This is a genomic window from Paenibacillus sp. FSL M8-0142 (assembly GCF_038597315.1).
Lineage (GTDB): Bacteria > Bacillota > Bacilli > Paenibacillales > Paenibacillaceae > Paenibacillus_AQ > Paenibacillus_AQ lactis.
The window spans coordinates 1,229,959-1,254,516 of record NZ_CP152008.1; the positions used below are offsets into that span (position 1 = coordinate 1,229,959).

General features: G+C 52.8%; 23 protein-coding genes and 5 tRNA genes. 23 read left to right on the forward strand and 5 right to left on the reverse strand.

The window, feature by feature from the left end; genetic code table 11:
* Position 1: 1 nt before the first annotated feature.
* Both NSQ46_RS05760 and NSQ46_RS05765 read right to left on the reverse strand, forming a co-directional pair.
* A complete protein-coding gene (locus tag NSQ46_RS05760; RefSeq protein ID WP_007132372.1) occupies positions 2 to 835 on the reverse strand; it encodes a proline/glycine betaine ABC transporter permease in 834 nt (277 codons plus the stop codon).
* The gene (locus tag NSQ46_RS05765) at positions 828 to 2,030 is read right to left on the reverse strand and encodes a glycine betaine/L-proline ABC transporter ATP-binding protein (RefSeq protein WP_007132373.1); all 1,203 of its coding nucleotides are present in this window, start codon (positions 2,028 to 2,030) and stop codon (positions 828 to 830) included. The genes NSQ46_RS05760 and NSQ46_RS05765 overlap by 8 nt, the downstream gene beginning before the upstream one ends.
* A 381-nt stretch (positions 2,031 to 2,411) precedes the next feature.
* On the opposite strand from NSQ46_RS05765, the gene NSQ46_RS05770 reads away from it, so the two are divergent.
* The 10 genes from NSQ46_RS05770 to NSQ46_RS05815 all read left to right on the forward strand — a co-directional run bounded on the left by NSQ46_RS05770 (position 2,412) and on the right by NSQ46_RS05815 (position 14,144).
* Complete coding sequence (locus NSQ46_RS05770) at positions 2,412 to 2,981, forward strand: hypothetical protein (RefSeq protein ID WP_007132374.1); 570 nt, start codon at positions 2,412 to 2,414, stop codon at positions 2,979 to 2,981.
* 489 nt (positions 2,982 to 3,470) lie between these two features.
* A complete protein-coding gene (locus tag NSQ46_RS05775; protein ID WP_342576460.1) occupies positions 3,471 to 4,814 on the forward strand; it encodes an alpha/beta hydrolase-fold protein in 1,344 nt (447 codons plus the stop codon).
* 33 nt (positions 4,815 to 4,847) lie between these two features.
* A complete protein-coding gene (locus NSQ46_RS05780; RefSeq protein WP_342576461.1) occupies positions 4,848 to 5,408 on the forward strand; it encodes a GNAT family N-acetyltransferase in 561 nt (186 codons plus the stop codon).
* Positions 5,409 to 5,587: 179 nt separating this feature from the next.
* A complete protein-coding gene (locus NSQ46_RS05785) occupies positions 5,588 to 6,094 on the forward strand; it encodes a winged helix-turn-helix domain-containing protein (RefSeq protein ID WP_007132377.1) in 507 nt (168 codons plus the stop codon).
* 54 nt (positions 6,095 to 6,148) lie between these two features.
* A complete protein-coding gene (locus tag NSQ46_RS05790) occupies positions 6,149 to 7,483 on the forward strand; it encodes an MFS transporter (RefSeq protein WP_342576462.1) in 1,335 nt (444 codons plus the stop codon).
* Between the two features lie 231 nt (positions 7,484 to 7,714).
* Entirely contained in the window at positions 7,715 to 8,827 is a 1,113-nt protein-coding gene (locus NSQ46_RS05795) for an outer membrane lipoprotein-sorting protein (RefSeq protein ID WP_007132379.1), read from the forward strand.
* 268 nt (positions 8,828 to 9,095) lie between these two features.
* The gene (alr, locus tag NSQ46_RS05800) at positions 9,096 to 10,283 is read left to right on the forward strand and encodes an alanine racemase (protein WP_342576463.1); all 1,188 of its coding nucleotides are present in this window, start codon (positions 9,096 to 9,098) and stop codon (positions 10,281 to 10,283) included.
* A gap of 234 nt (positions 10,284 to 10,517) precedes the next feature.
* A complete protein-coding gene (locus tag NSQ46_RS05805; RefSeq protein WP_028406492.1) occupies positions 10,518 to 10,799 on the forward strand; it encodes a ribbon-helix-helix protein, CopG family in 282 nt (93 codons plus the stop codon).
* 3 nt (positions 10,800 to 10,802) lie between these two features.
* On the forward strand, positions 10,803 to 11,153 hold the full coding sequence (locus tag NSQ46_RS05810; protein ID WP_006212388.1) for a type II toxin-antitoxin system PemK/MazF family toxin: 351 nt from the start codon (positions 10,803 to 10,805) through the stop codon (positions 11,151 to 11,153).
* 798 nt (positions 11,154 to 11,951) lie between these two features.
* On the forward strand, positions 11,952 to 14,144 hold the full coding sequence (locus NSQ46_RS05815; protein WP_342576977.1) for a Tex family protein: 2,193 nt from the start codon (positions 11,952 to 11,954) through the stop codon (positions 14,142 to 14,144).
* Between the two features lie 485 nt (positions 14,145 to 14,629).
* Here the strand turns inward: NSQ46_RS05815 and NSQ46_RS05820 are convergent, their stop codons facing one another.
* A complete protein-coding gene (locus NSQ46_RS05820) occupies positions 14,630 to 15,205 on the reverse strand; it encodes a CGNR zinc finger domain-containing protein (RefSeq protein ID WP_342576464.1) in 576 nt (191 codons plus the stop codon).
* Between the two features lie 164 nt (positions 15,206 to 15,369).
* Here NSQ46_RS05820 and NSQ46_RS05825 point away from each other — a divergent pair, with 164 nt between their 5' ends.
* The gene (locus NSQ46_RS05825) at positions 15,370 to 15,840 is read left to right on the forward strand and encodes a DinB family protein (RefSeq protein ID WP_007132383.1); all 471 of its coding nucleotides are present in this window, start codon (positions 15,370 to 15,372) and stop codon (positions 15,838 to 15,840) included.
* A gap of 118 nt (positions 15,841 to 15,958) precedes the next feature.
* On the opposite strand, the gene cmpA is transcribed toward NSQ46_RS05825, so the two are convergent.
* Complete coding sequence (gene cmpA / locus NSQ46_RS05830; protein ID WP_007132384.1) at positions 15,959 to 16,087, reverse strand: cortex morphogenetic protein CmpA; 129 nt, start codon at positions 16,085 to 16,087, stop codon at positions 15,959 to 15,961.
* Between the two features lie 81 nt (positions 16,088 to 16,168).
* The gene (locus tag NSQ46_RS05835) at positions 16,169 to 16,519 is read right to left on the reverse strand and encodes a hydrolase/acyltransferase (protein ID WP_342576465.1); all 351 of its coding nucleotides are present in this window, start codon (positions 16,517 to 16,519) and stop codon (positions 16,169 to 16,171) included.
* A gap of 114 nt (positions 16,520 to 16,633) precedes the next feature.
* Here NSQ46_RS05835 and NSQ46_RS05840 point away from each other — a divergent pair, with 114 nt between their 5' ends.
* From NSQ46_RS05840 to NSQ46_RS05895, 12 genes are all read left to right on the forward strand, one after another.
* Positions 16,634 to 17,119 carry a SprT family protein gene (locus NSQ46_RS05840; RefSeq protein ID WP_007132386.1) on the forward strand — a complete coding sequence of 162 codons (486 nt, stop codon included), beginning with the start codon at positions 16,634 to 16,636 and terminating at the stop codon, positions 17,117 to 17,119.
* Between the two features lie 30 nt (positions 17,120 to 17,149).
* Positions 17,150 to 17,225: transfer RNA gene (locus NSQ46_RS05845), tRNA-Asn, on the forward strand.
* 6 nt (positions 17,226 to 17,231) lie between these two features.
* Positions 17,232 to 17,320 (forward strand) — tRNA-Ser (locus tag NSQ46_RS05850).
* 164 nt (positions 17,321 to 17,484) lie between these two features.
* On the forward strand, positions 17,485 to 18,180 hold the full coding sequence (locus NSQ46_RS05855; protein WP_342576466.1) for a peptidase E: 696 nt from the start codon (positions 17,485 to 17,487) through the stop codon (positions 18,178 to 18,180).
* Positions 18,181 to 18,293: 113 nt separating this feature from the next.
* Positions 18,294 to 18,368: transfer RNA gene (locus NSQ46_RS05860), tRNA-Glu, on the forward strand.
* Between the two features lie 74 nt (positions 18,369 to 18,442).
* A tRNA-Lys gene (locus NSQ46_RS05865) sits at positions 18,443 to 18,518 on the forward strand.
* 43 nt (positions 18,519 to 18,561) lie between these two features.
* Positions 18,562 to 18,644, forward strand: a tRNA-Leu gene (locus NSQ46_RS05870).
* A 194-nt stretch (positions 18,645 to 18,838) separates the two neighbouring features.
* Positions 18,839 to 19,297 carry a general stress protein gene (locus NSQ46_RS05875; protein WP_007132388.1) on the forward strand — a complete coding sequence of 153 codons (459 nt, stop codon included), beginning with the start codon at positions 18,839 to 18,841 and terminating at the stop codon, positions 19,295 to 19,297.
* A gap of 371 nt (positions 19,298 to 19,668) precedes the next feature.
* On the forward strand, positions 19,669 to 21,354 hold the full coding sequence (locus NSQ46_RS05880; RefSeq protein ID WP_342576467.1) for an AraC family transcriptional regulator: 1,686 nt from the start codon (positions 19,669 to 19,671) through the stop codon (positions 21,352 to 21,354).
* A 113-nt stretch (positions 21,355 to 21,467) separates the two neighbouring features.
* The gene (locus NSQ46_RS05885) at positions 21,468 to 22,496 is read left to right on the forward strand and encodes an ABC transporter substrate-binding protein (RefSeq protein WP_342576468.1); all 1,029 of its coding nucleotides are present in this window, start codon (positions 21,468 to 21,470) and stop codon (positions 22,494 to 22,496) included.
* 33 nt (positions 22,497 to 22,529) lie between these two features.
* Positions 22,530 to 23,537: an iron ABC transporter permease gene (locus NSQ46_RS05890; RefSeq protein WP_007132391.1), complete on the forward strand. Its 1,008-nt coding sequence runs from the start codon at positions 22,530 to 22,532 to the stop codon at positions 23,535 to 23,537.
* A complete protein-coding gene (locus tag NSQ46_RS05895) occupies positions 23,530 to 24,552 on the forward strand; it encodes an iron ABC transporter permease (RefSeq protein ID WP_342576469.1) in 1,023 nt (340 codons plus the stop codon). Before NSQ46_RS05890 ends, NSQ46_RS05895 begins: the two co-directional genes overlap by 8 nt.
* Positions 24,553 to 24,558 lie beyond the last annotated feature (6 nt).

Sequence of the window (24,558 nt, forward strand, 5' to 3'; positions counted from 1 at the left end):
GTTAAGCACCCCTCTTTTTCGTTTTAAATATATTTTGTGTAAAGCGGTCCAGGACAATCGCCAGGATGACGACAGCCAGACCCGCCTCAAACCCTTTACCGATCTGCAGCTGGGTTACTGCACGGTAGACTTCGGCGCCAATGCCTTGGGCACCGATCATCGAAGCGATAACAACCATCGACAAGCACAGCATGATCGTCTGGTTAATCCCGGCCATTAAGGTCGGCATAGCCAGCGGAAGCTGGACCTTGAACAGCTTCTGTCCGGAAGTCGAACCGAATGCATCCGCAGCTTCGGTGAGCTCGCCGGATACCTGCATAATCCCCAGCCGCGTCAGACGAATCGTTGGCGGAATCGCAAAGATGACGGAAGCGATAACGCCCGGAACGACCCCGAGGCTAAAGAACGTAACCGCAGGCAGCAGATAAACGAAAGCGGGCATGGTCTGCATGAAGTCCAGAATCGGAATGATGATCCTGGATGCGGTTTTGCTGTAGGCTGCCCAAATGCCGAGCGGCACCCCGAGCACGATGGAGATCAAGCCTGCCGTGATGACCAGGCTGAGCGTGCTCATCGTTTGCGGCCAATACCCGAGGTTCTCGATAATGAGAAACCCGATGACCGTGAACAGCGTCAGCGGCAAGCGGCCAAGCAAATACGCGAGGACGGCCAAGATGACGATGAACAGATACGGATGGGGCAGCATGAACACATCTGTAAAAAACTCGACAATTCCTTCAATAATGAAGGAGATCGCATTGAAAAAGCCCGAGAAAGTATCTCCCATCCACTCCACCAAGGAATCGATCCAGCTTGCGAGAGGAATCTTAGGCATCTTGCGTCACCCCCTCATTCTTGGATTCCCCGGCCAACGCGCCAAGCACGGCCCCGCGGACGATAACGCCCATCAGGCGGCCATTGTCATCCACAACGGCAAGCGGCACTTTGGACATGCTCGTAATTTCGAACAGCTCGTTGAGCAGGGTGTCCGGGCCGACTCTAGGACCGTCCGTTATCAAAATATCCTCCAGCTTGCGATGGTTTTTCATCGCATCGGAAGCTTCCTCGGCGGTGATGACCCCGAGCAGCTTCTTGGCGCGGTCAATCACGAACAGGTTCGAGATGCCGCGCTCGCGCATCAGCTCCAGCGCAACACGCGGACCGCGGTCCAGCGTAATCGCTTCGGGCCGTCGCATAACATGCGACGCCGTCAGTACCTTCGACAGATCGACGTCCTCCACGAACCGCTCAACGTAATCGTTGGCCGGCTGTGTCAGAATTTCCTCAGGCGTTCCGATCTGCACGACCGCGCCGTCTTTCATCAGGGCGATGCGGTCTCCGATGCGGAGCGCCTCATCCAGGTCGTGGGTAATGAACACGATCGTTTTTTTCATTTTGTCCTGAAGCTCGATGAGCTCATCCTGCATATCCCGGCGGATCAGCGGGTCGAGCGCGCTGAACGCCTCATCCATGAGCAGAATTTCGGGATCGTTGGCAAGCGCCCGGGCCAGCCCGACACGCTGCTGCATGCCGCCGCTGAGCTCATCCGGCATTTTGTCCTCCCAGCCCTTGAGCCCTACAAGCTCCAGCGCCTTCATGGCGGCTTCGCGCCGTTTGGATTTATTGACCTTCTGAATTTCCAGGCCGTACTCAACATTGTCGAGCACCGTACGGTGCGGGAACAATGCGAACTTCTGGAACACCATGCTGATCGTCTTGCGGCGTACCTCGCGCAGCTGTTCCTTATTCATTTTTCTCAGGTCCTTGCCATGGATCAGAATTTCTCCTGAAGTCGGTTCAATCAACCGATTTAGCAAACGTACTAGTGTGGACTTGCCGCTGCCGGACAGACCCATGATGACGAAGATTTCGCCTTCCTGAATATCAAAGCTGACACGGTTCACGCCAACCGTTATATTTTTCTCTTTTGCAATTCGCGCTTTGGACCAGCCTTGCTCCAGCAGCTGAAGCCCTTGCTCGGCACCAGGGCCGAACAACTTGCTGACATTCTTCACTTGCAGAATAGCCAAGAGTGACTCCTCCTTTTAATGTGTAGAGACGCGTTCGTATTAACCTTAATGCAACCCCGATCCGTCACTGCCGTCTCGTAAACCCATGTGCATCATTGTAACAATCGATACGTAAAGTATCAAACGTTATATCCGTACGTAAAGTACGTACAGTAAAAACTGTACAAAGTTATCCTCCCAAATCCTTTCGTATGCTCCCTTATGCTTAGTCATCGCTGTTCTTTACTTTTAAAATAGCTTTCCCTACAATAGACGAGAGAATGTGTGTGGATTGGGTTTGTTTAGATTCGCTCCAGATCGTTCACACTACAACTCGAGTCCAATCAGTTTTGTTGTATGGCATGACTTCTTGGATGGTTACAGAAAGAGGAGGCTGCAAGCATGAGCTTGTACCAGTTGGATGAGGAACGGCAGGCTGCTGTGCAAAAGATTCGTAAGCGTGTCATTGAAAATATTGGACGAAATATGGACTTGTACGGCATACCGCTCTCAACAGGTCATTTGTATGGTCTGTTGTATTTTGCCGATAAACCGATGAACCTGGATGAGATGGGACAGGAAATGAAGATGAGCAAGACCAGCATGAGCACCGGCGTGCGAACCTTGCTCGATAATAAGATGGTCAACAAGGTGTGGGAGAAGGGCTCCCGCAAAGACCTCTATGAAGTGGAATATGATTGGTATCAGACTTTTGTGGACTTTTTCGACATTAAGTGGAGGAAATCGGTGGAGAGTAACATCCTGGTCCTCCGCAAGGCATTGCAAGAAACCGAGAAGCTCCTCAAAGAATATGAGGATGATCCGGTTATGGTGGCTGTGCTTGAGGCCGATCGGACCAAGATGCGTGAAGCCGTGGCTTATTACCGGTGGCTGGAGCGGTTGATCGACGCCTTTGTTGACGGAGATATTTTTAAATATGTTCCGAAAGAGCCGCCGGAGGGCGGTTCCTGATCTTGTAAGCAGCTGAAATTCCTTATAGTGCGAGTTCAAAAAGTCGGATTTTCAGCACCGAGGTGCATGCTTCCGAAGTGCGTTTTTTTTTCAAAACGCTTTAGGTTGGATGAAGGTAGGGACTGAGGAGCGGAGCTACACGTTTTACAGAAAACGTCTTGGCGAAAGCATCTGCTGTTTTGGGTACGTGAGCACCTGAAATGTTTCCGTAGGAAACATACTTCGAAAGCATAAGCTTAGGCCCGGCTGAATTCAAGATTCGATGCCGAGTTACTTCTTGACTCCCTTCGTGATCAAAAGATGACTTTTTGAACAACCTCTTTTATAATACGAGTAAGGCAATGCTTACCTAACAAGGTACAACCTGTTCACCGGGTTGTGCCTTTTTTTGTTGGGTTAGGGACGGGGAGGGAGCTGGCATCATAGATCCGGCATCGCGCGTCAAAGCTTCACCCTTGTTCCCCAAGAACATTGAGGGAGGGGTTACATATGGTACATTTGAAATCCAGGCATGATGAAAGATTGGTGGAAATTCCGCATTTTCCATCCGAAATCTTGGGCAACACCCGCAGCTTGTTCGTCTATCTTCCACCCGACTATCACGAGAATACGGAGCGTCGTTACGCCGTACTCTATATGCATGACGGACAGCACGTCTTCTCCGCGGATGCGTCGGGGGAATCCTGGGAAATGCATGTTACCGCAGACCGGCTTGTCGCCGAAGGACGGATGGACGGGATCTTGATCGTTGGCATCGCGACCGTGCCGGATCAGAGGCTGAACGAGTATTTTCACGAGCATCCGAACATGCACCTTGCATTCAAACCGCCTTTTGATGGCGATCGGTATGAGGCGTTTGTCATTGATGAAGTGATGCCGTACATCAACAGAACCTTCAGAACGCTGACCGGTCCCGAGCATACGGCGATGATGGGCTCCTCTGCAGGCGGAATCGTCACCTACAATATCGGCTTTAGACGTCCGGATGTGTTCGGTCACATTGCGGTAATGTCGCCTTACTTCGTTAAGGCCGATTTCGATGAAAAGGGCGAGCTTCGCGAAATTCCGTTTTACCACAGATACGGAACGCATCCGAAGCTTCGGGTGTGGCTGGATATGGGCGGAGCCGAAGGGACGTTCATGGAGAAGTACGCCAGAGAAGAAGCCGAACGGCTGGTCGCCGACGGGTTTGTGCCCGGAGAAGACCTTATGCTGTACCTGCATCCGGGTGCTGGTCATAGCCAGAGCGATTGGGCGGCAAGAGCCCACGCCCCGCTGCTGTACTTCTTCGGACGAATCGGGAAGCCTGAAGCTCTCGAGATTTGCGGGGGCGAGATCGTGGGGGTGAAGGGTCCCGACAAGCGGATCAATCCGGTGGTGACGTATACGAGCGGTTTCATGCAGACCGTCATGCGAGCGACATATACGGTTCTTGACCCACAGCTCCTTGAAGTCAAGCCCGACGGCACGCTGATCGCCAAATCGCCCGGAACGACGCGGGTGATCGTCCAATATGGGAACTGTACGGCGGACAAGGAAATCACCATTGTCGACGCTTTGCCGGAACGGGTTAACGTAACGGTCACGGTAAAGGTCCCGGCATCAACGCCGACCTATCCTTCGCTGTATGCGGGGATTGAGGTCAAGCCGGCGGGAGACGGGCTCTACAAGGGGAGCGCGATGATCCCTCACGGTCTTACTTTTACGTTCAAGGTATCGCATGGGTTCGGCCGACATGAGCGGCTGAAGCCGGATTCGGGAATCACGCGGCGGTCGTTTGTGGCGTCTTCCGATCAGGAGCTGTATTATGAGGTAGAAGGTTGGGAGATATAGAATTATTGGAACAAAATCGGAGGTTATAACATCATGACGATTAGATCGGCAAGACCGGAGGATGCAGCAGCTGCATCAAAACTGCTATACGACGCCCTGCACGACATTGCGCACCAGTTGACAGGGGAAGAAAGCAAGGAAGGGGCTGTCCGTGTTCTGGAGCAGTTTTTCCGGGAGCATGAGGGCAGGCTTAGCCATAAGCAGGCGGCTGTAAAAGAGATCGAAGGCAAAGCAGCCGGAATTATCGTGGCCTACGGAGGTGACCAAGCGCCGGAACTGGACCGCCCGATCATCGAGCGTTTGCGCCGTCTCAAGCATGACGATACATTGACGCTGGATAAGGAAGCCGATGTCGACGAGTATTATATCGATACATTGTCCGTATCCCCGGCATTCGGCGGGCAAGGCATAGGTTCTGCATTAATCAGCTATATGGAGGAGCGGGCAAGGGAGCTGCAATATCGTAAAATCGCGCTCGCTGTCGTACACGGGAATGACCGGGCCTATGCTCTATATGAAAGAAGGGGCTACGCCACCGATAAAGAAATCATGATTAACGGACATGTGTACCGTCATATGGTCAAAATGTTGTGAAAAGTAATCCAAGAAAAATTATTTTTAAACCGCCTATTTACAATTGGTAATAGGTGGTTTATTATTAATCCAAGACGATCTAAAAAATTAGAATGAATAGAAATATTAGAACAAACGACTAAAACAGATCAAATTATGTAGTTAGAATGAATAATACTTATTGGAACGGAGTGATTCATATGGATTCGAATCAAAATCAACAGGGCATGTTCGACATTACGGTGGAACAGGCGAAGCTGCTCGGGAGCTCACAGCGAGTCAAGATCATCGGGAGCTTGACCGATACGCCGAAAACCGCCAAGCAAGTAGCCGATGAGCTGGGCGAATCCCCGGGAAGCATCCACTACCATATCCAGAAGCTGTACGATGGAGGCCTGATCGATCTGGTAGAGACCCGTACGGTGGGGGGGATTGTTGAGAAATACTACAAATCCAAGGCCAAATGGTTTAACACGACAGGCCCGCAATCGCTGGATCCTGCGCTGGCCGATGATTACAATGCGGTTTCCAGCACGAAGATCCAGTTGCGGCTGCAGCTGACGGAAGAGGAGCGGGAAGAGCTGGCGAAGGATTTTAGATCGCTGCTAGAAAAATGGGTCAAGAAAACCATCGCCGCCAAAGACGATTCCAAGGAGTATGCGATCGGCGTCAATTTAGTCTCTACCGAAGAGGCGTCTAAGAAATAAGGAGCTTGCTTCCGAGCCTCCCCAAAAAACGAACTGAAATGGAGTGTTAAAACGATGGAAATTTTTAAGAACCGCAACTTCCTGCTCCTCTTTATCGGCCGCATCTTGACGAATATCGGCGACAGCTTATACGCTGTTGCCGCCATGTGGCTCGTTTATGATTTGGGAGGCTCGACGCTGTATACGGGTCTGGCCGGCTTTCTATCCATTCTGCCCCGGGTCATCCAGATTTTCTCCGGACCGCTCATCGACCGTTTTCCACTACGAGGGATCCTGGTTTATACGCAGCTCATCCAGGCCGGATTGCTGCTCATCGTGCCTGCTGCCTATTATTTCGATTTTCTGACGGTGGGGCTGGTGCTGACCATTACGCCAATCATGTCGACGCTCAATATGTGGGTGTATCCGGCTCAAATGTCGGCACTGCCAAGAATCATTGACAAGAAGCAGCTGACGCAGGGCAATTCATTGTTTACTCTGGCTTACCAAGGCATTGACGTTGCGTGCAACGCCGTTTCGGGCGGGCTCATCATTCTGCTAGGCGCCGTATCGCTGTACGTGTGGAATTCGGTCGGTTTTTTCATCGGGGCGCTTCTGTTTGCCCAGCTTCGTATCAAGGCATCAAGTTTGACTTCATCTAACAACGTACAAACGAACGATAAAAAAGAATTTCCTAAGGACGGTTCATCGCCAATCAAACGGAAAAACGCCTTCCGTTTATACATCGAGGATATGAAAGCAGGAATGCGATTCTTCATAGGGACACCGCTGGCGCGGATTCTGTTCGGCGTCATTGCCATCAACGCCGTCGGAGGCGCAACCTTTACGGTCATGCCTGCCTTTGCCGACAGTCTCGGCGGCCCCGGCGTCTACGGCATTCTTCTTATGGCGCAAGCATGCGGAAGCCTGCTGGGCGCGCTGGCGGCTCCGTATTTGAAGCTGGAGAAATACCGTCTCGGGATGATTTATGCGATGGCTTTCTGTGTGGCGGGAGCCCTCTGGTGCCTGAGCGTGCTCACGCCTTGGACTTGGATGGTGGTTCTGATTTACGGCCTGGCCTGGTTTCCTGGCGGCATTACGAACGTCATCATCAATACGGTCATTCAGAAGTCGATTCCTGAGAAAAATATGGGGACGGTGTTTGCGGCTGCCAACGGATTAAGCGGGATTGCAATGCCGCTCGGCAGCCTGATCGGCGGAAGCTTAGGCATGATTCTGGCCAGCTCCTCGATCATTGCCGGCTCCGGTCTGGTCGTGCTGCTTGTCGGTCTGTACTGGATCTTCGATCCGGTAACGCGGGGGCTGCCAGCTCCGAATGATATGGATGAGAGCAGCTTCGCGCCGGCAGCAAAGAAATCCCCGGCCGGTATTGTATCAACGGAAGCCTGATGAAACTGTATTTCCGGTCTTCCAGACCGATTCTCGGAAGAGGCAATGTGTCGGGCTCTGGCATATTGCCTCTTTTTCGCATATACCGGAGCATCCGCAAATTACGGATTGGATTCACGAAAAAGCAAAAGGCGCGCATTCATGCTTGTCAGGCTAGTCTGCATAATGTGAACAAGTCCCTCATAGACATGTATCAATCAAGTCAAAACATGTATTGAAGGGGATGATGACATGCGCCGGATTTCATGGGTGCTGCTCGCTGTCGTATTATGCATGGCAACGATACTGGCGGGATGCGGGAAGAAAAATGCGGACAGCGTTGTGAAGGATCTGAACAAGGTGGCAGATAAGCTGGAAAGTGCAAAGGGCGCTTACCAGGGAGCGGGCGTCATGACCATACATACCGGTACGACGCCGCAGGAGTATCAAGTTGAGGTATGGTACCAGTCTCCATCTTATTATCGGATCAGCTTGGCCAACGGGGAGAAGGACATTAAGCAAATCGTGCTCCGCAACGATGACGGCGTATTTATTCTGACGCCAAGCTTGAACAAAAGCTTCCGCTTCAAGAGCGATTGGCCGGATAACCAAGGGCAGGTATATCTGTATCAGACGCTGCTCAGCAGCATCCTGAACGATAACACCCGCCAGTTTGCCGAGGATAAGGACAGCTATGTATTTGACGTCGCGGCGAATTATCACAGTCATTCGCTGATCCGGCAGAAGATCTGGCTTGCGAAGGACAATTATTCGCCGAAGCAGGTTCAAGTTTCCGATTCGGAAGCGAACGTAGTCGTTGAAGTGAAATTCAATAACTTCACGTTCGATACGAACTTGACGAAGGAATCCTTTGACACGAGCCGGAACCTCTCCGCGATGGGCGAAACCCAAGGCATGCTGGCCGAAGTGGACGAGAACGGGCTCCCGATCGCTTCCGGTACCGAGAACGGCAATGCGAATGCACCTGAAGGATTGACGGAGACGGCCACGGGCAAAGACATGGGGTCCTTCGGCATCGTCTATCCGGAATATGTGCCTGCCGGTGTAACGGAAAAGGATACGATGGAAGTGCCGAATAGCGAAGACCATGCGGTGATTCTGAAATATGACGGGGTATACCAGTACACGATTATGGAATCCAGACCGAAGGACCGTGTCGTATCGCTTGTGCCGGGCGAAGCGGTGTACATTGACTTTACGACGGTTGGACTGCTGACCGGCGACCAGCAGCGAACGCTGACTTGGAGCACGGATGGGGTCGAATATAGACTGACGAGCGCCAATCTCCCCGTCGAGGAGATGAAGAAAATCGCTGCTTCCATGCAGGGACAATCGGGTAAATAATACGATGAAGGCGGATACCAAGCTTGGCGGAAGGAACATTCCGACAATGAGGCCATTCGCCTCTTTTTCCAAATAAAGGACCTTTGAGGCAGGCTGCGATATGTTTTGCTGCTGATTTACCAAGGGATCTCCATGCTATGCGTTTCATGGTACCAGCCATGGACGAAAAATGGGCAGGAGGTGTCAATTGACAGTTGCCTTCGGGAACATTACCATTAATCTATTATTAGCCTACAGCTTTTTCAAAATGGTAAGAAGGTGACTGGAATTGCAAGCGATATATCGACCTACCCTGGCGGACATCAACTTGGATTATCTGCGCGCCAACTACAACGCCTTTCGTGAAGCGCTGCCTACAGACATGCTGCTGCTTGCATGCGTGAAGGCGAATGCGTACGGACACGGGGCCGTGGAGGTGGCGCGCGAGCTTCAGCAGCTGGGTGCGGACTACTTGAGCGTTGCGTTTCTCGATGAGGCGCTCGAGCTGCGTCAGGCCGGGATCACGCTGCCGATCCTCGTGCTCGGCTATACACCGCCGGAAGGCGTGGAGGTGGCGCGCCGGCATGACGTAACGATCACCCTGTTCAGTACAGAAGTGCTCCAAGCGATCCAAGCGCTGCCTGCGGAGCCGGATAAGCCGCTTAAGGTACACATCAAGATCGACAGCGGGATGGGTCGTCTGGGCCTGCTTCCCGGCGAGCATGCCCTTGCGTTTATCGAAGAGGCGTTCTCGCTGCCGCAGGTCATTGTCGAAGGAATGTTTACCCATTTTGCAAGAGCAGATGAAAACAACAAAGACTATACATTGGAACAGTACCGCCGTTTCAAGGGCGTAGCGGACGCGCTGCGGGATAGAGGCAGACATATCCCGATCATACATACGGGTAATAGCGCCGCCGCCATCGATACACCCGAGCTGTCCTACAATATGGTGCGTGTCGGCATCAGCTTGTATGGACTGTATCCCTCGGAGGAAGTGAATCGAAGAGCGGTGAGCCTTCACCCTGTCATGACGTTAAAGACCAGGCTGGTCTTTGTCAAAAATCTCCCTCCGCATTCCGGAATCAGCTATGGCTCGAAATATGTCACCGAGCAAACGGAGACGATCGGTACGCTTCCGATCGGCTACGCAGACGGCTTTTCCCGGATGCTGAGCGGCAAGGCAGAGGTGCTGATACGCGGCCGCCGCGTCCCTGTTGTCGGAAATATCTGTATGGACCAATGCATGGTATCGCTCAAACCATTTGCCGAAGAGTCGGCACAAATTCAAGCTGGTGAAGAGGTTGTACTCATCGGCCAGCAGTCTGGCGAGTGCATTACGGCAGATGAGCTGGCTGCCAAGCTGGGAACGATCCACTATGAAGTCGTCTGCATGATTGCCCATCGGGTGCCGCGCCGGTATATACGGGATGATATACCCGTAAAGACGCTGAACCCGCTTTGGACCACCCCTTGAATAAAAGACGCCGCATGTGTATTTTAAATCAAGGAAGACAGCAGGAGGAATCTGGACGGTCTTTGGCGAATGATGAATATGTCGCTAAAGTCTGTACGAATGTGTCGATTGTAGTTTATAATGATATGCAGCATACATGATATACCTTCGGCATATATATTCTTTTGTATAAATTTCCTTGAATAATGTAATACTGGTGCACAGGGCGAGAAGGTTGTGGGGGTGTAATAGAAGGTGGCCAATATGCAGAACACCAAACGAATCATGATCAGTTTACCGGATCATCTTTTGCAGGAAGTGGACGGGATCGCGCAGCTGGAGAATTCCAACCGCAGTGAGCTTATTAGGCAAGCCATGAAGTTGTACCTGAATGAACGGAAGAAGCGATATATTCGCGAATCCATGCAACGAGGTTATATGGAAATGGCCAAGATTAACCTAACCATGGCTTCTGAGGCGTTTCACGCGGAGGAAGATGCAGACAACACTCTAGACCGCTTAGTAAGCGGGGTGTAGACAGTGATCGTTAAACGGGGCGACGTATTTTTTGCGGATTTATCACCCGTTGTCGGTTCGGAGCAGGGAGGCGTAAGGCCGGTCCTTGTCATTCAGAACGATATCGGCAACCGGTTTAGTCCGACGGTAATTGTTGCAGCCATTACGGCACAAATTCAAAAAGCCAAGCTGCCGACCCATGTCGAAATCGACGCGGCGTCGCATGGATTTGACCGGGATTCCGTTATCTTGCTAGAGCAGATTCGTACGATTGACAAGCAACGGCTAACCGATAAAATCACCCATCTTGACGACGAAATGATGAGCAAGGTGGATGATTCCTTGCAGATCAGTCTGGGCTTGATCGATTTCTAGCGAACCGAACAAATATATGCGTTTAGATCATATAGGTATGTGCAAAAAACCTCAAGGGGAGTGTCCTTGAGGTTTTTTGCGGCGCGTTGAGTAACCGGGTAAAGCATATGTATCGTTCATGACGTGTCGTTGTTGAGGGCCCCGGCGACAGAGACAAGCCAGGAGCAGGAGCGCGATGCCGGGCGCAGGTCAGACCCCTTAGCAGGAGCAAAAGACATGCAGCTCATGGCTTTTGGCTGGGTGAGTCTTAGAGGTTACAGCTCATGGCTTTTGGCTGGGTGAGGCTTAGAGGTTATAGCTCATGGCTTTTGGCAGGGCAAGGCTTAAAGATTATGCCCCGGGCGCCGGTATGAGAAAATAGGCGGTGGTAACAGCGGCTGCAATAAACAACAGGCATATTAAGGACCATGTCCATGCTTCGTTGATCTTCATCGTGATGTCCTCCTACATGTGGTTGAAGTTGGGCGAGTCCGGTATATCGCGGGGGAGTCCTGCCGCCCTTTGGATTATTTCAAGCATGACCCGGACGACGCTTCATGAGCACGGGGTATACCCTTAGCCTTGGCAGCGATCGGAAGATCTGTCCGCTAAAGCTGCCTCAAATGCTAATTGATCGTTAAGGTATTTATAGAATATAAAGCGAATCTTAAAAACAGATGAAAAAGACATGAAACGAAGCTTAAAGCTGCCTGCTTTACGGACGTAAGGTGGAAATGCCAGCGGAGATTTGGGATAATAGCTGTACAAGTTACGTTGAAGAAAGAAAGAGGGATATCATTGTCTGATTTGGAAGCCGTAATGGAAGCGAATGAGGAACAAATTCGAAAAGAAGAGCTGAAACGGATCATTAAGCAGATCTCCAGGGAGCTGCAATTGTCCGAGAAACAGGTGCGTACGACCGTAGAGCTTCTGGATGAAGGCAATACGATACCGTTTATTGCGCGATACCGTAAGGAAATGACGGGCGAGCTGGATGAGAACCAATTGCGTAGCATCGAGGAACGGACAGGCTATTTGCGCAATCTCGAGGTCCGAAAGCGGGAAGTTATTCGCATTATTGAGGAGCAGGGCAAGCTGACCGAAGAGCTGAAGGCATCGATTATAGCCGCCGTCAAGCTTCAGGAAGTAGAAGATCTGTATCGCCCTTATAAGCAAAAGCGCAAGACCCGGGCCAGCGTGGCGAAGGAGAAAGGCCTTGGGCCGTTATCGGAATGGATCTGGTCCCAGCCGAAGCAGGGCGATGCCCTGGCCGAGGCTGCAAAATATGTCAACGAGGAAAAAGGAGTGGCTTCTCCGGAGGAGGCGCTTCAAGGCGCCATGGATATTTTGGCCGAAAACATTGCGGACGATGCCAAGATTCGCGCTTGGGTACGGCGCTTCAGCTTGGACCACGGCATTCTGACCTCGGAAGCCAAGGATGCGGAAGCGGAATCGGTGTACGAGAATTATTACAGCTACCGGGAATTGGCGAAGAAAATGCCGCCGCATCGGATTCTGGCCATTAATCGGGGAGAGCGTGAGAATATACTAAAGGTCGGGCTCGAGGTTCCATATGAGTCCATTCATGCTTATATCGGCAAGCAGGTGCTGAAGGGCACATCTGTTGTCACCGATATCTTAACGGCCGTCATTGAGGATTCCTACAAGCGCCTGATCGCGCCGTCGATCGAGCGCGAGGTGCGCGGGGAGCTCACCGAGAAGGGGGAGAACCAGGCCATCTCGATCTTCGCCGGCAACCTGCGCAGCCTGCTGCTGCAACCGCCGGTGAAGGGGCGCTGTGTGCTGGGCGTGGATCCGGCCTACCGGACGGGCTGCAAGCTGGCCGTCGTTGACGAGACCGGCAAGCTGCTGGAGGTGGCGGTTACGTATCCGACGCCGCCGAACAACAAGAAGCGGGAGGCTGCCGCGAAATTCAAGGAGCTGATTGCCAAGTATGGCATTAAGCTCATCGTCATCGGCAACGGTACAGCTTCACGCGAGACGGAGCAGTTCGTCGCCGAAGACGTGATCGCAGACATCGGAGATCCTGAGCTTGCTTACCTGATCGTGAACGAGGCCGGAGCCAGCGTCTATTCCGCCTCCAAGCTGGCGCAGGAGGAATTCCCGGAACTGGATGTGGCGGAACGCAGCGCGGCTTCGATTGCAAGACGGGTTCAGGACCCGCTGGCCGAGCTGGTGAAGATCGATCCGAAATCGATCGGCGTCGGGCAGTATCAGCATGACGTGACGCAGAAGCATCTGGAGGAAAGCTTGAAGGCGGTCGTCGAGTCGGCGGTTAACCATGTCGGCGTGGACGTGAATACGGCCTCCCCTTCGCTGCTCTCTTATGTATCGGGTATCAATGCCACGATTGCGAAGAATATCGTGAAATACCGCGAGGAGAACGGGAAATTCGTGAGCCGCAAGCAGCTGCAGAAGGTGCCTCGCCTTGGAGCCAAGACGTTCGAGCAATGCGTGGGCTTCATGCGAATTTCTGACGGCGAGAACATTCTGGACCGGACGCCGATCCATCCGGAATCGTATCCGGTGGTGGACCGGCTGTTCCAGGAGCTCCAGGTAGGGCTGGACAAGCTCGGCAGCAAGGAGCTGGCCGAGCTGCTGGATGCCCAGCAGCCCGAACAGCTCGCGGTGAAGCTGGATGTCGGGGTGCCGACCCTTCGTGATATCCTGGACAGCTTGCAGCGTCCTGGACGGGATCCGCGGGAGGAGCTGCCGCAGCCGATCTTCCGGCACGATGTTCTGAAGATCGAGGACCTGGTGCCGGGAATGGAGCTTCAAGGCACGGTTCGCAACGTGATCGATTTCGGCGCTTTTGTCGATATCGGCATCAAAAGCGACGGCCTCGTTCATATTTCCCAGCTTAGCGATGGATATGTCAAGCATCCGATGGATGTCGTTTCGGTCGGTGACAACGTGACGGTCTGGGTGCTGAATGTGGATTTGAAGAAAGGCCGCGTCGGACTGACGATGCGAAAGCCGAAGGATCAGTAATTAATACGGCGGAAATGGAACTGACGTCGAGGTAAGAGGCGTATCTCCTGTTATGGGGATACGCCTCTTTTTTGGGGTGCGTAGGTTCAAGGAAAAGCCTAATCGAAATCGGGGCGAAATCGTAATGTGTTGTTCTCAGGCTGCCAGTCTTTCGGTTTATTTGTCCAAATAGGAAGCCTTTGGGGAAACGCGGACAACTAGTAGAATCCAGCGAATTCTAGGCCAAAAGAGCATTGGCTTGTGCCTACGCAGCATAAGTATTAATCGGCAAGGATGGCCTCGGTGCATCGGATAAGCTTGTCTTCGAGTCGTTCCGGGTGGCCTCGGTACTCTGGATAAGCTTGTCTTCAAGTCGCTCTGGTGGCCTCGGTATTCCAGATAAGCTTTGTGCTTCGAGCTGTTTCTGGGCGGCCTTGGTATTCCGGATAAGCTTGTGCTTGCCGTTCTGGGTGCCCTCGGCGTCCCGGTTAAGCTTATGCTTCGAGTTACTTCGGCTCGTCCTGCTTGTCGCTCGGGCCGTCTTGTTTCTTTTTCGCGCGGAAACGCCGAACCTTCATCAGATTGCCGCACGCCTTCTCGTCACAGTAGCGCTTGGAGCGGTTGCGGGTATCGTCGTAATAGACCCACAGGCAGTCCGGATTGGTGCAGATCCGAATGCGGGAGGCTTCGCCTTCCGCCAGCGTAACGGCGAAGGAGCCTGCAATTTCGGCAATGGCGCCTTGCCATCCGGATTCGAGCGGCCTGTAGCCGATCGCCATCCGTCCATCCATGCCGGCATGAAGCCGCCGGACGAGCGGACCGCCTTCCATCCAGCGGTTCAGCTCCTTGGCCTGGCTCTCGTGCAGGGCTTCTCCAGTTGCGATGGACCGTACAACACCCAGAAGAAAGGAGCGGAACGATCGAAGCTTATCCATCTCTTGAGCGGTCGGCAACGCGGACACGCGGAGGCGGTGATTGCGGATCAGCTCCTCTACCCAATCCTTACGTTCCAGCCGATCCTCAGAGCGGCCGCTGCCCCGCCAGTCGCGCCACTCGCTATTCAAAAAATCATCCCATAGCATGGTGATACATCCTTTCTTGGTTGCTTCCTATTGTAACAATCAAACATGAGATTTGCCAGTTACTTGAAAATAGAGTGAAGGTATGATAAGTTGGTTGTAACGGTCTAAACATCATTTGATAGTTACATGCTTTGATCGCTAATATCATGGGGAGGGCGATGAGGATGAGTTTACGGGACGTGCTGCTTCAGAATTGGGATTATGTGATGGATCAGGAGGATTGGTACCCGCCTGCGCTCGATGCATTAAAGGATGTGACAGCGGAGCAAGCGTTGTGGAAGCCTGAAGGGAGCCCGGTCAACTCCATTTGGGAGAACGTGCTGCATCTGCTGTATTACAAACAGCGGCTGCTTGCCCGGCTTGAAGGGACAACGCTGCGCCATGAGGCGGCGGATAATGATGAGACCTTCATCGTTCATGAGCGGAGCGAGGAAGCATGGCGGTTGGCTCAAGAGCAGCTGAAGGACGTTCATGCAGCGTTAAGACGTAAGATCGAGCAGCTGCCGGAGGAGGAGCTTGAGGAATCTCCGCAGCGATTTGTTAGCTTAATTACCCATGACGCCTACCATATCGGACAGTTGATTATGCTGCGGAAGATGCAGGGCTCGTGGCCGGCCAAGCGCCATTTCTCGTAGCCGCTGTTCAAGAAGCGACGAGGACAGCTATTATCCATGCATGCAAAAACAAGCCGGACGAATAATGTCCGGCTTGTTGGTCATACATACCTTGGTTATTGATCATGAGCGGCGCGTCTTATCTGACATTCGATTTCTCGCCCGGGGAGTTCCGGTAAAAGAACCAGCATTCGTTCAGCAGCTTGATCTGACGTCTGTCCTTTTTGCGGAAGGCGCGCGTCAATTGATTGCAGAGCCATTGCGGCAAGGGTATCTCCTCCTCTTGCTAATTCCATCTGTATGGATAGCATATGGGGAAAAGGCCCAAAGCGTGCAGGTCTACATGGATTTATTGCCCTTCTTCCTCATACCACTGCTCAAGCTGAGCTTGAAGTGCACGGATTTCGGTCAGCAACGCAATGAGCGGATATTCACTCTCATTCAGGGAAGCAAAGGATTGCTCAAGTTCATTTATGTACTCCAGTCCGTTCAGGATGCTCATGGATTCCTGAAGCAAATCCAGGCTGTCACATTCGGCTATGGCAATCGGCAGCCGCGGCTTGCCGGGAGCGGTCAGTTTGTCGATCTCTTTATTCAGGCGCAGGTTCAGCGCGCTGAGCTGATACGCATAGTCGCTGGGCATTTCCACAAATTCCAGCTCATGCTGCCGCTGTAGGATTACGTAACGCATCGTTGGCATGTTCGCAGGTTCTCCCTCCATGACTTTCTACTTGACAGTGTAGCCCAGAGGGAAGTTAAAATTCAAGTAGCATTTACAAGCCTAGGAAAGGAACAGGCAGGAACCATGAAGGAAATGAGCAACGAGGAACTGCAGGCCTGGGTTGAAAGCGTCTCGTTGAAGAGCTTCGGGGTACCCTTTAGGCATAAAGCAACGTTTAACCGCCGTTTATCCTCCACCGGGGGCCGGTATTTTCTGAAAAGCCATCACATCGAAATCAACCCTCACCAGTTGGCCGCGAATGGACCGGAAGAGGTGGAGAAGATCATTAAGCACGAGCTGTGCCATTACCATCTTCACCTGGCGGGGAGGGGCTACCGTCACCGGGATCCCGACTTTAAACAGCTGCTGCAGGCGGTGGGAGGCAGCCGGTTTTGCAAGTCGCTGCCGGCGGCAAAGCCGGCGGGCAGGAAGCCGGAGCCTTATCGATACAAGCTGCGATGCGGGGCATGCGGAACCGAATATTTGCGTAAGCGCAAAATGAACCCGGCGCGTTACCGGTGCGGTCGCTGCAGCGGACGTCTGACGCTTCTACAGCTTGACTCCCCCAAGAAGTCATGATAAATTATTACTAGCTAATCGACTTGACGTTCCCCGATAGCTCAGTTGGTAGAGCACTCGACTGTTAATCGAGTTGTCACAGGTTCGAGTCCTGTTCGGGGAGCCATTTCATGGAGAGATACCCAAGTGGCTATAAGGGGACCCTCTGCTAAGGGGTTAGACTGCGTAAGCGGTGCGAGGGTTCGAATCCCTCTCTCTCCGTTCAGATACACACCATGGGAAGCTCCCGTCACATCAGTGACCGGGGGCTTTCTTGCGTAGGGATGATATGGACCGGAAGCTTTATTGTATGGATAGCGAACAACCAACTAATTGGGCAGGTCATTCCGCAGTATCAGGGAAATAGACATCTGGAGGGAGAAGAGATGAAACAGATAATTGCCATGGGCGGCGGGGGGTTCTCCATGGAGCCGGACAACCTGCTGCTTGACCGGTATGTACTGGCGCAAGCTCCGAAAGAGTCACCGAAGGTATGCTTTATTCCGACGGCGAGCGGAGATGCGGACAACTATGTGGAGCGGTTCTATACTGCATTTCGTTCGCTGCCCTGCACGCCGTGCCACTTATCCTTGTTCCAGCCCAATTTCACAGATCTGAGAACCTATGTGCTTGAGCAGGACATCCTTTATGTTGGAGGCGGCAATACCCGAAACATGCTGGTGCTGTGGAAAGAGTGGGGCCTTGATCGAATCCTGCAGGAAGCCTATGAGCGTGGAGCCGTTTTAACCGGACTCAGCGCAGGGTCGATCTGCTGGTTTGAAGAAGGCGTTACCGATCCGCTAAACGGCCCGCTGTATAAACTGAACGGCCTTGGTTTGCTCGCGGGGAGCCATTGCCCGCATTATGACGGAGAGAGCAAGCGGAGGCCCGCTTACCATGACCTGATCCTTCAAGGAGAGGTTCGGCCTGGTTATGCCGCAGACGATGGAGCCGCATTGCATTTCATCGACGGGCGCCTGCACGGTGTCGTCATTTCGAGGCCCGACGCGAAAGCATACCGCGTAGAGCGATCCGGGGATACGGTGAAAGAGCATGAACTCCAGGTGAAATGGCTGGGTTAATGGCCTTTTATGGTGTCTGCAAAAAAAATATAAAAAAATGAAAAAAAGGGCTTGTCATCTTTTTTGAATTTATGCTATACTCAATCTTGTCGTCACGGCGACGTGCTTAAAGTGGCCCGTTGGTCAAGGGGTTAAGACACCTCCCTTTCACGGAGGTAACAGGGGTTCGAATCCCCTACGGGTCACCACTTTCATCATCGCATCACGGATCATAATCCGGATGGTTGGGAAGTCTTTATGGCAGCTGCATGATTGTCATCGAGAGCCATTAGCTCAGTTGGTAGAGCACCTGACTTTTAATCAGGGTGTCGAAGGTTCGAGTCCTTCATGGCTCACCAGTTTTTTCGATAAAGTGATCGATTCGCTTCATCTTTATATTATGCGGTAGTGGTGGAATGGCAGACACGCTATCTTGAGGGGGTAGTGGGTGTATACCCGTGGAGGTTCGAGTCCTCTCTACCGCATACATGAATGGAAATGAGAAACCCTGCACGGTACAGTGCAGGGTTTCTTTCGTATTTATGAACTTTATGCGGCGGATGCACCCGACTTTTTATTACACTTATACGCAAGAGATAATGTTTCATATTTGCAGAAGAGGTTAATATCATACCGTAGACGAGTACAACTTCTAAAAACCTATAAGGAGTGATTCAGAATGGCTAACAACAATAATGGTAAGATGAGCCGTGAAGAAGCAGGACGTTTAGGTGGGGAAGCTACAGCAAATAATCATGACAAAGAGTTCTATCAAGAGATTGGACGCAAAGGCGGCGAAGCCACTGCGGAGTCTCATGATAAGGAGTTTTATCAGGAGATCGGGAAAAAGGGCGGCGAAGCCACTGCCGAATCCCATGACAAGGAGTTCTACCAAGAAATTGGCCAGAAGGGCGGCGAAGCCACCGCGGAGTCTCATGGACGAGAGTTCTATGAGGAGATCGGACGCAAAGGCGGCGAAGCAACCTCCGATTCCCATGACCGTGAGTTCTACCAGGAGATCGGGCAGAAGGGTGGACAAGCCCGAAATGACAACGACGGCAATGACGGCAAGATGAGCCGTGAGGAAGCAGGACGCAAAGGCGGCGAGGCAAGAGCCCGCCAGCGCCGCGGTGACTAACATTATCGCCGAATCGATTGGAAAAGGCAGGCTTAGCAGCCGTTAGGTTTGGTGCTAGCGCCCATTCCAAAGACCCGCCAAATGCTCCATGCATGCGGGACCGCGTAGATAAACCTGCAAATCGACATTTAACAACCGAGGCAGCTGCGAATCCATACTGGATACGCAGCTGCTTTATTTTTGTCTATAGGATGAGACAGCTCATTTCCAGATACCGCTCATGCAATGAGCCTTATAGGAGGTGAATAAGATAAGGCGGCATCGAATTGAAATCGGCATACATAATTTGAACGAAATTCTCTGGACAAGGATCCTTATGTGAATATATGATAATGATAACCATTCTCATTTATGATAGGGGTTTTTTACATATGGATGTGGCCGGGAATAGCCAGGTACTGAACGGAAATAAGGAATTTGGGGGCCTGACGGCCTGGTTGTGGAATATTGAAATATTCCGGGAGCAGGATTTGCCGCTCGATTATCAGCTTACGATGCAATCGGCACTGATTCTGCAGATGGGAGGGGAAGCATTCCTCCATACGGGGGAGCAGAGCCTGCATATGCGCAAAGGCAGCGTTAAGATCTGCCGGGCAGGTTCTACCTTCTGTCTGACCAAGGCCGGTCGTGAAGAGAAGAAGAAGCAGGCGCATGCTGTCATCGCCATTCTTTATTTTGGATTCTATGAAGGGCTGCCGGGGAGCGGACGCCTTCGCGAGGCGGATGACTCCGTGATGATTCCTTGCGGAGAGTTTTGCGAAGCCGGCCTGCCGGAATCGCTATACAGCTCCTGCGGCTCGCTGTATGAATATTTTCACAGCGGAGACTGGATGAAGAAGTGGCGGGTACAGCTTGACTTTCAGGAGCTGCTGTACACGATGATTACGGAATCCGTTTCCGGTCAATCCGAGGGTAAGCGGCAGGCGCTGGAGCGGGCCAAAGACTATATGCATGAGCATTATGACGAAGAGCTGTCGCTGGATCAATTGGCAGATCTGGCGGGCTTTAGTCCGAAATATTTTGCCGAAGTGTTCAAGAACACCTATGGCCACACCCCGATGGATTATCTATCAGGCATCCGCATGAATAAGGCGAAGCTGCTGCTATTGCGGTCCGAGCCTTTGCTTCGGGAGGTTGCGCATCAGGTGGGATATAAGGATGAGTTCTATTTTAGCCGCAAGTTCAAGAAAAGCTTCGGACTCTCTCCATCCGAATACAGGAAAAAACGAAAAAACAAAATCGCTTTGTACGGCTCGACCTCGCTCCTCGGGTATGCGATGCCGCTGCAATTCGTCCCTTATGCCGCGCCGGTCCACCCCAAGTGGTCCCCTTACTATTATCATGCGCTCGGCTCTGAAATCCCCGTGCATCTTGACGCTTACAGACAGAACCATAACAAATCCGCGAATCTGGAAAGGCTGGCCACAGCAAGCCCGGAGCTGATTATATGCGCACAGGAGGTTGAGCTTTGGGAGCGGGAGCTGCTTGAACAGATTGCGCCTGTATACGTGATGCCGGGGGACCAGGAGGGATGGCGTGTTCAACTGCTTGCTTTAGCGGACAAGCTGGGCAGGAGGCCGGAAGCGGACAGCTGGATCGAATCGTATCAGGAGAAGACGGTGAATTGCTGCAGCGCAATTGAGAATCTTCCGAGTGAGGAGAAGACGGTCCTGACGCTTCGCATCCATCAGCGCGAGCTTACGGCTTACAGTCATCCCGGCATGAAGGAATTATTGTACGATCGTCTGAAATTGCAGCCGGCGCTTGAGTCCCTCCTTGAAGCTGACCGTCAGGGTCTTGAGGAATTGAGCGTAACGGCGATCAAGGAATGCGAAGCGGATCATATCCTGCTCCTTGTTCGTCAGGATTCGGAGACGCTTGCTTTTTGGAAGCAGCTGCAGGCGTCGCCGGAGTGGCTGATGATTCCTGCCGTAAGGGAGGGGCGTGTGCACCAGCTGCCTTCTTTTCCATGGCGTGAGTATTCTCCTGTCGCGATGGAACGAATGGCGGAGGAAGTCGGCAGACTCTTTACGAAAAATGGCCTTATCCGGAAATGATCCATGGGCAATCCGAATTTCGTCCATGGCGAAATGGATCGCTATCCCTTAACATAATCAATAATGATAATCATTATCAATGATGGAGATGTGAAAGGGGAAGCAGGAGAGAGATGAACAGAACGAAATGGATTTTGGGTCTGTTGCTTACGGCAGCCCTCGTGCTGTCCGCTTGCGGCGGCGGAACGAATAAATCGGAGGATGCAGGTACGGCGGCAACCGGCGGTTCGGAAGCTGCGGGAGCAGCGAATACGGACGCCGCAACAAAAGAGAAAGAAGAAGCGGCTCCGGCATCGTCCGATACGAAGGTTGTCAAATACTTGGATCAGGAGTACACGCTTCCGGCAAACACCGAGCGGATCGTTATTACAGGCGCGGTCGAGGCAATGGAGGATTCCATCGTGCTGGATGTGAATCCGGTTGGGGCTATCTCGTTCTCCGGCGAGTTTCCCCCAATGTTTCAATCGATAACGAAAAATGCGCAGTCGATCGGCGAGAAAACGGAGCCGAACTTTGAGACTATTCTGTCCCTGAAACCGGACGTGATCCTCGGTTCGACGAAATTCAAGCCGGAGGTCGTCGAGCAGTTGAATAAAATCGCGCCGACGATTCCGTATTCCCATGTGTCGACCAACTGGGAAGCGAATCTGAGATTGCTTGGGGAGCTAAGCGGAAAAGAGGAGCAGGCCGAGCAGGCCATCAGCCAATATCAAGCGGATCTGGAGGCGGCCAAGGCGTCCTTGGGCGATAGCTTGAAGGACAAAAAGGTGGTTGCGCTCCGAGTTCGTGCGGGAGAGATGTATATTTATCCGGCTGGCGTATTTTTCAACCCGGTGTTGTATGAGGAGTTGGGGATAGCGGTACCGGCAGAGGTGGCGGCTGCAGAGGCGCAGGAGCTGATCTCGAAAGAGAAATTCGCCGAAATGAACCCGGATTATGTATTTATTCAGTTCTCTCCTGACGAGAACAAAGATACGCCGAATGCGCTGGAGGAGCTGCAGAACGATCCGATCATGAGCAATTTGAACGCCTTCAAGAACGGCAAGGCCTTCGTGAACGTCGTGGATCCGCTTGCTCAAGGGGGAACGGCGTACAGCAAGATCGAGTTTCTGAAAGCGGCTGTGGAGCATCTGACGAAATAAAATCACGGCATAAACGGATAAGGATTGTTGTTCATGGGATTCAAGAAATCGCTGCCGGCTGTCATCCTGGTGATGGCTCCGGCAGTATGCTTATTGTTGATGGGGGCTTCCATCCTGTATGGGGCCAAAAATATTACGATGGATACCGTCTGGGATTCCATCTTTGCCTTCGATCCGAAGAGCGTGGATCATCAGATTATTCGGAGCTCCCGGCTCCCCAGGGTCATCGGCGCCATGCTGATCGGCGCTTTTCTTGCGATATCGGGAGCGCTGATGCAGGGCATGACGAGGAACTATCTTGCCTCCCCTTCGATTATGGGGGTGTCGGACGGCTCTGTGTTCGCGGTCACGCTGTTTATGGTGCTGATGCCGAACGCCTCCTCCGGCCTGTATATCGCCAGCTCGCTTGTCGGCTCCGCGATCGGGGCCGCCGTCGTGTTCGGCTTGGCGTGGCTTATACCGGGCGGCATGCGTCCGGTTCAGCTCGCCATACTCGGCACCGTCATCGGAACGTTTCTCAGCGGTACGGCGGAGGCGATTGCGGCTTATTTTCAAATCTCACAGACGGTCAGCTTCTGGTACAATGCCCGGCTGCATGCGATGGATCCGGAGCTGATCGAGCTGAGCATCCCCTTCGCGGTGGCCGGATTGGGGCTTGCCTTAACGCTTTCCAAATCGGTTACCCTCCTTTCGCTCGGAGACGATACGGCTAAAGGACTTGGCGTGCGGCCATGGATCATTAAAGCCTTGGCGATGCTGGCGGTTGTCATTCTGACCGGCGTGTCGGTTGCGCTTGCGGGGAAAGTGGCTTTTGTCGGGTTGATTATCCCCCATATTGCGAGATATTTGTCCGGCTCGGATTATCGCTGGATCGTTCCCGTTTCCGGGGTGCTTGGCGGGTTGTTTCTGGCTCTGTGCGATATTCTGGCGCGCTTCGTCAATTACCCCTTCGAGACGCCGGTCGGCGTGATCACGTCCATCATCGGCGTTCCCTTCTTCCTGTACTTGATCAAAACGAGGGGAGGGGCACAGCGTGCGTAATGCTACCGGCCGATTCGGCCTCGTGTTCGGCGCAGGGATTGTACTGGTGCTGGCCGCCTTTTATTTCAGCTTGACGAGCGGAACGTTTGATATGTCCGTCGCGGAAGTCGTACGTACGCTGCTGCGGATCGATTCAAGCCACGAATTCGATCTCGTCGTCTTCGAATTCCGGCTGCCGCGAATCGTCCTTGGCGCGCTGGTCGGCTTCGCGCTCGGCACAGCAGGGGGAGTCATACAAGGCGTTACCCGCAACGGACTTGCGGATCCGGGCATCCTCGGCATCAATGCCGGAGCAGGCATGGCGGTTGTGCTGTTCATGTTCCTTTTCCAGGGACAGCTGACGATGACAGGCTGGGCCGGCGTCATGATGATGCCGATGTTCGGCGTGGCGGGCGGTTTGGCCGCTACCGGAGCCATCTATATGTTTGCAAGGGAAGGTGGGAGGCTCGATCCGCAGCGGCTCATTCTGGTCGGGATTGCAATAGCTTCCGGTTTCGGGGCGGTGACGATGTATTTTTCGCTCAAAATGAATCCCAAGGACTACGAAATGGCGGTTGCCTGGCTGGCAGGAAGCCTTCACAGCGCCAACTGGAAGTTCGTGGTGACGATGATTCCCTGGCTGCTCGTTCTGCCGGTGATTATTTGGAGCCGTGCCCATGTGCTCGATCTGTTCCAGCTCAGCGAGGAGAGCGTGAAAAGCGTTGGCGTATCGGTGGAACGCGAGAAAAGGGCTCTTCTGCTCTGCAGCATCGGATTGGTTAGCGCAAGCGTCGCCGTATCGGGCAGCATCGGCTTTGTCGGCCTGATCGCTCCGCACTTGGCCAGACAGCTTGTCGGGCTGAAGCATCGGTATATGCTGCCGGTCAGCGGCCTTGTCGGCATGGCGATCGTCATGATCGGGGATCTCATCGGACGAACGATCTTTGCTCCCGCAGAGCTTGCCGCAGGCATCGTCGTCTCGGTGATCGGCGTTCCTTATTTCGTTTATTTATTGTTTCGCATGAGAAAATCTTGATCATCC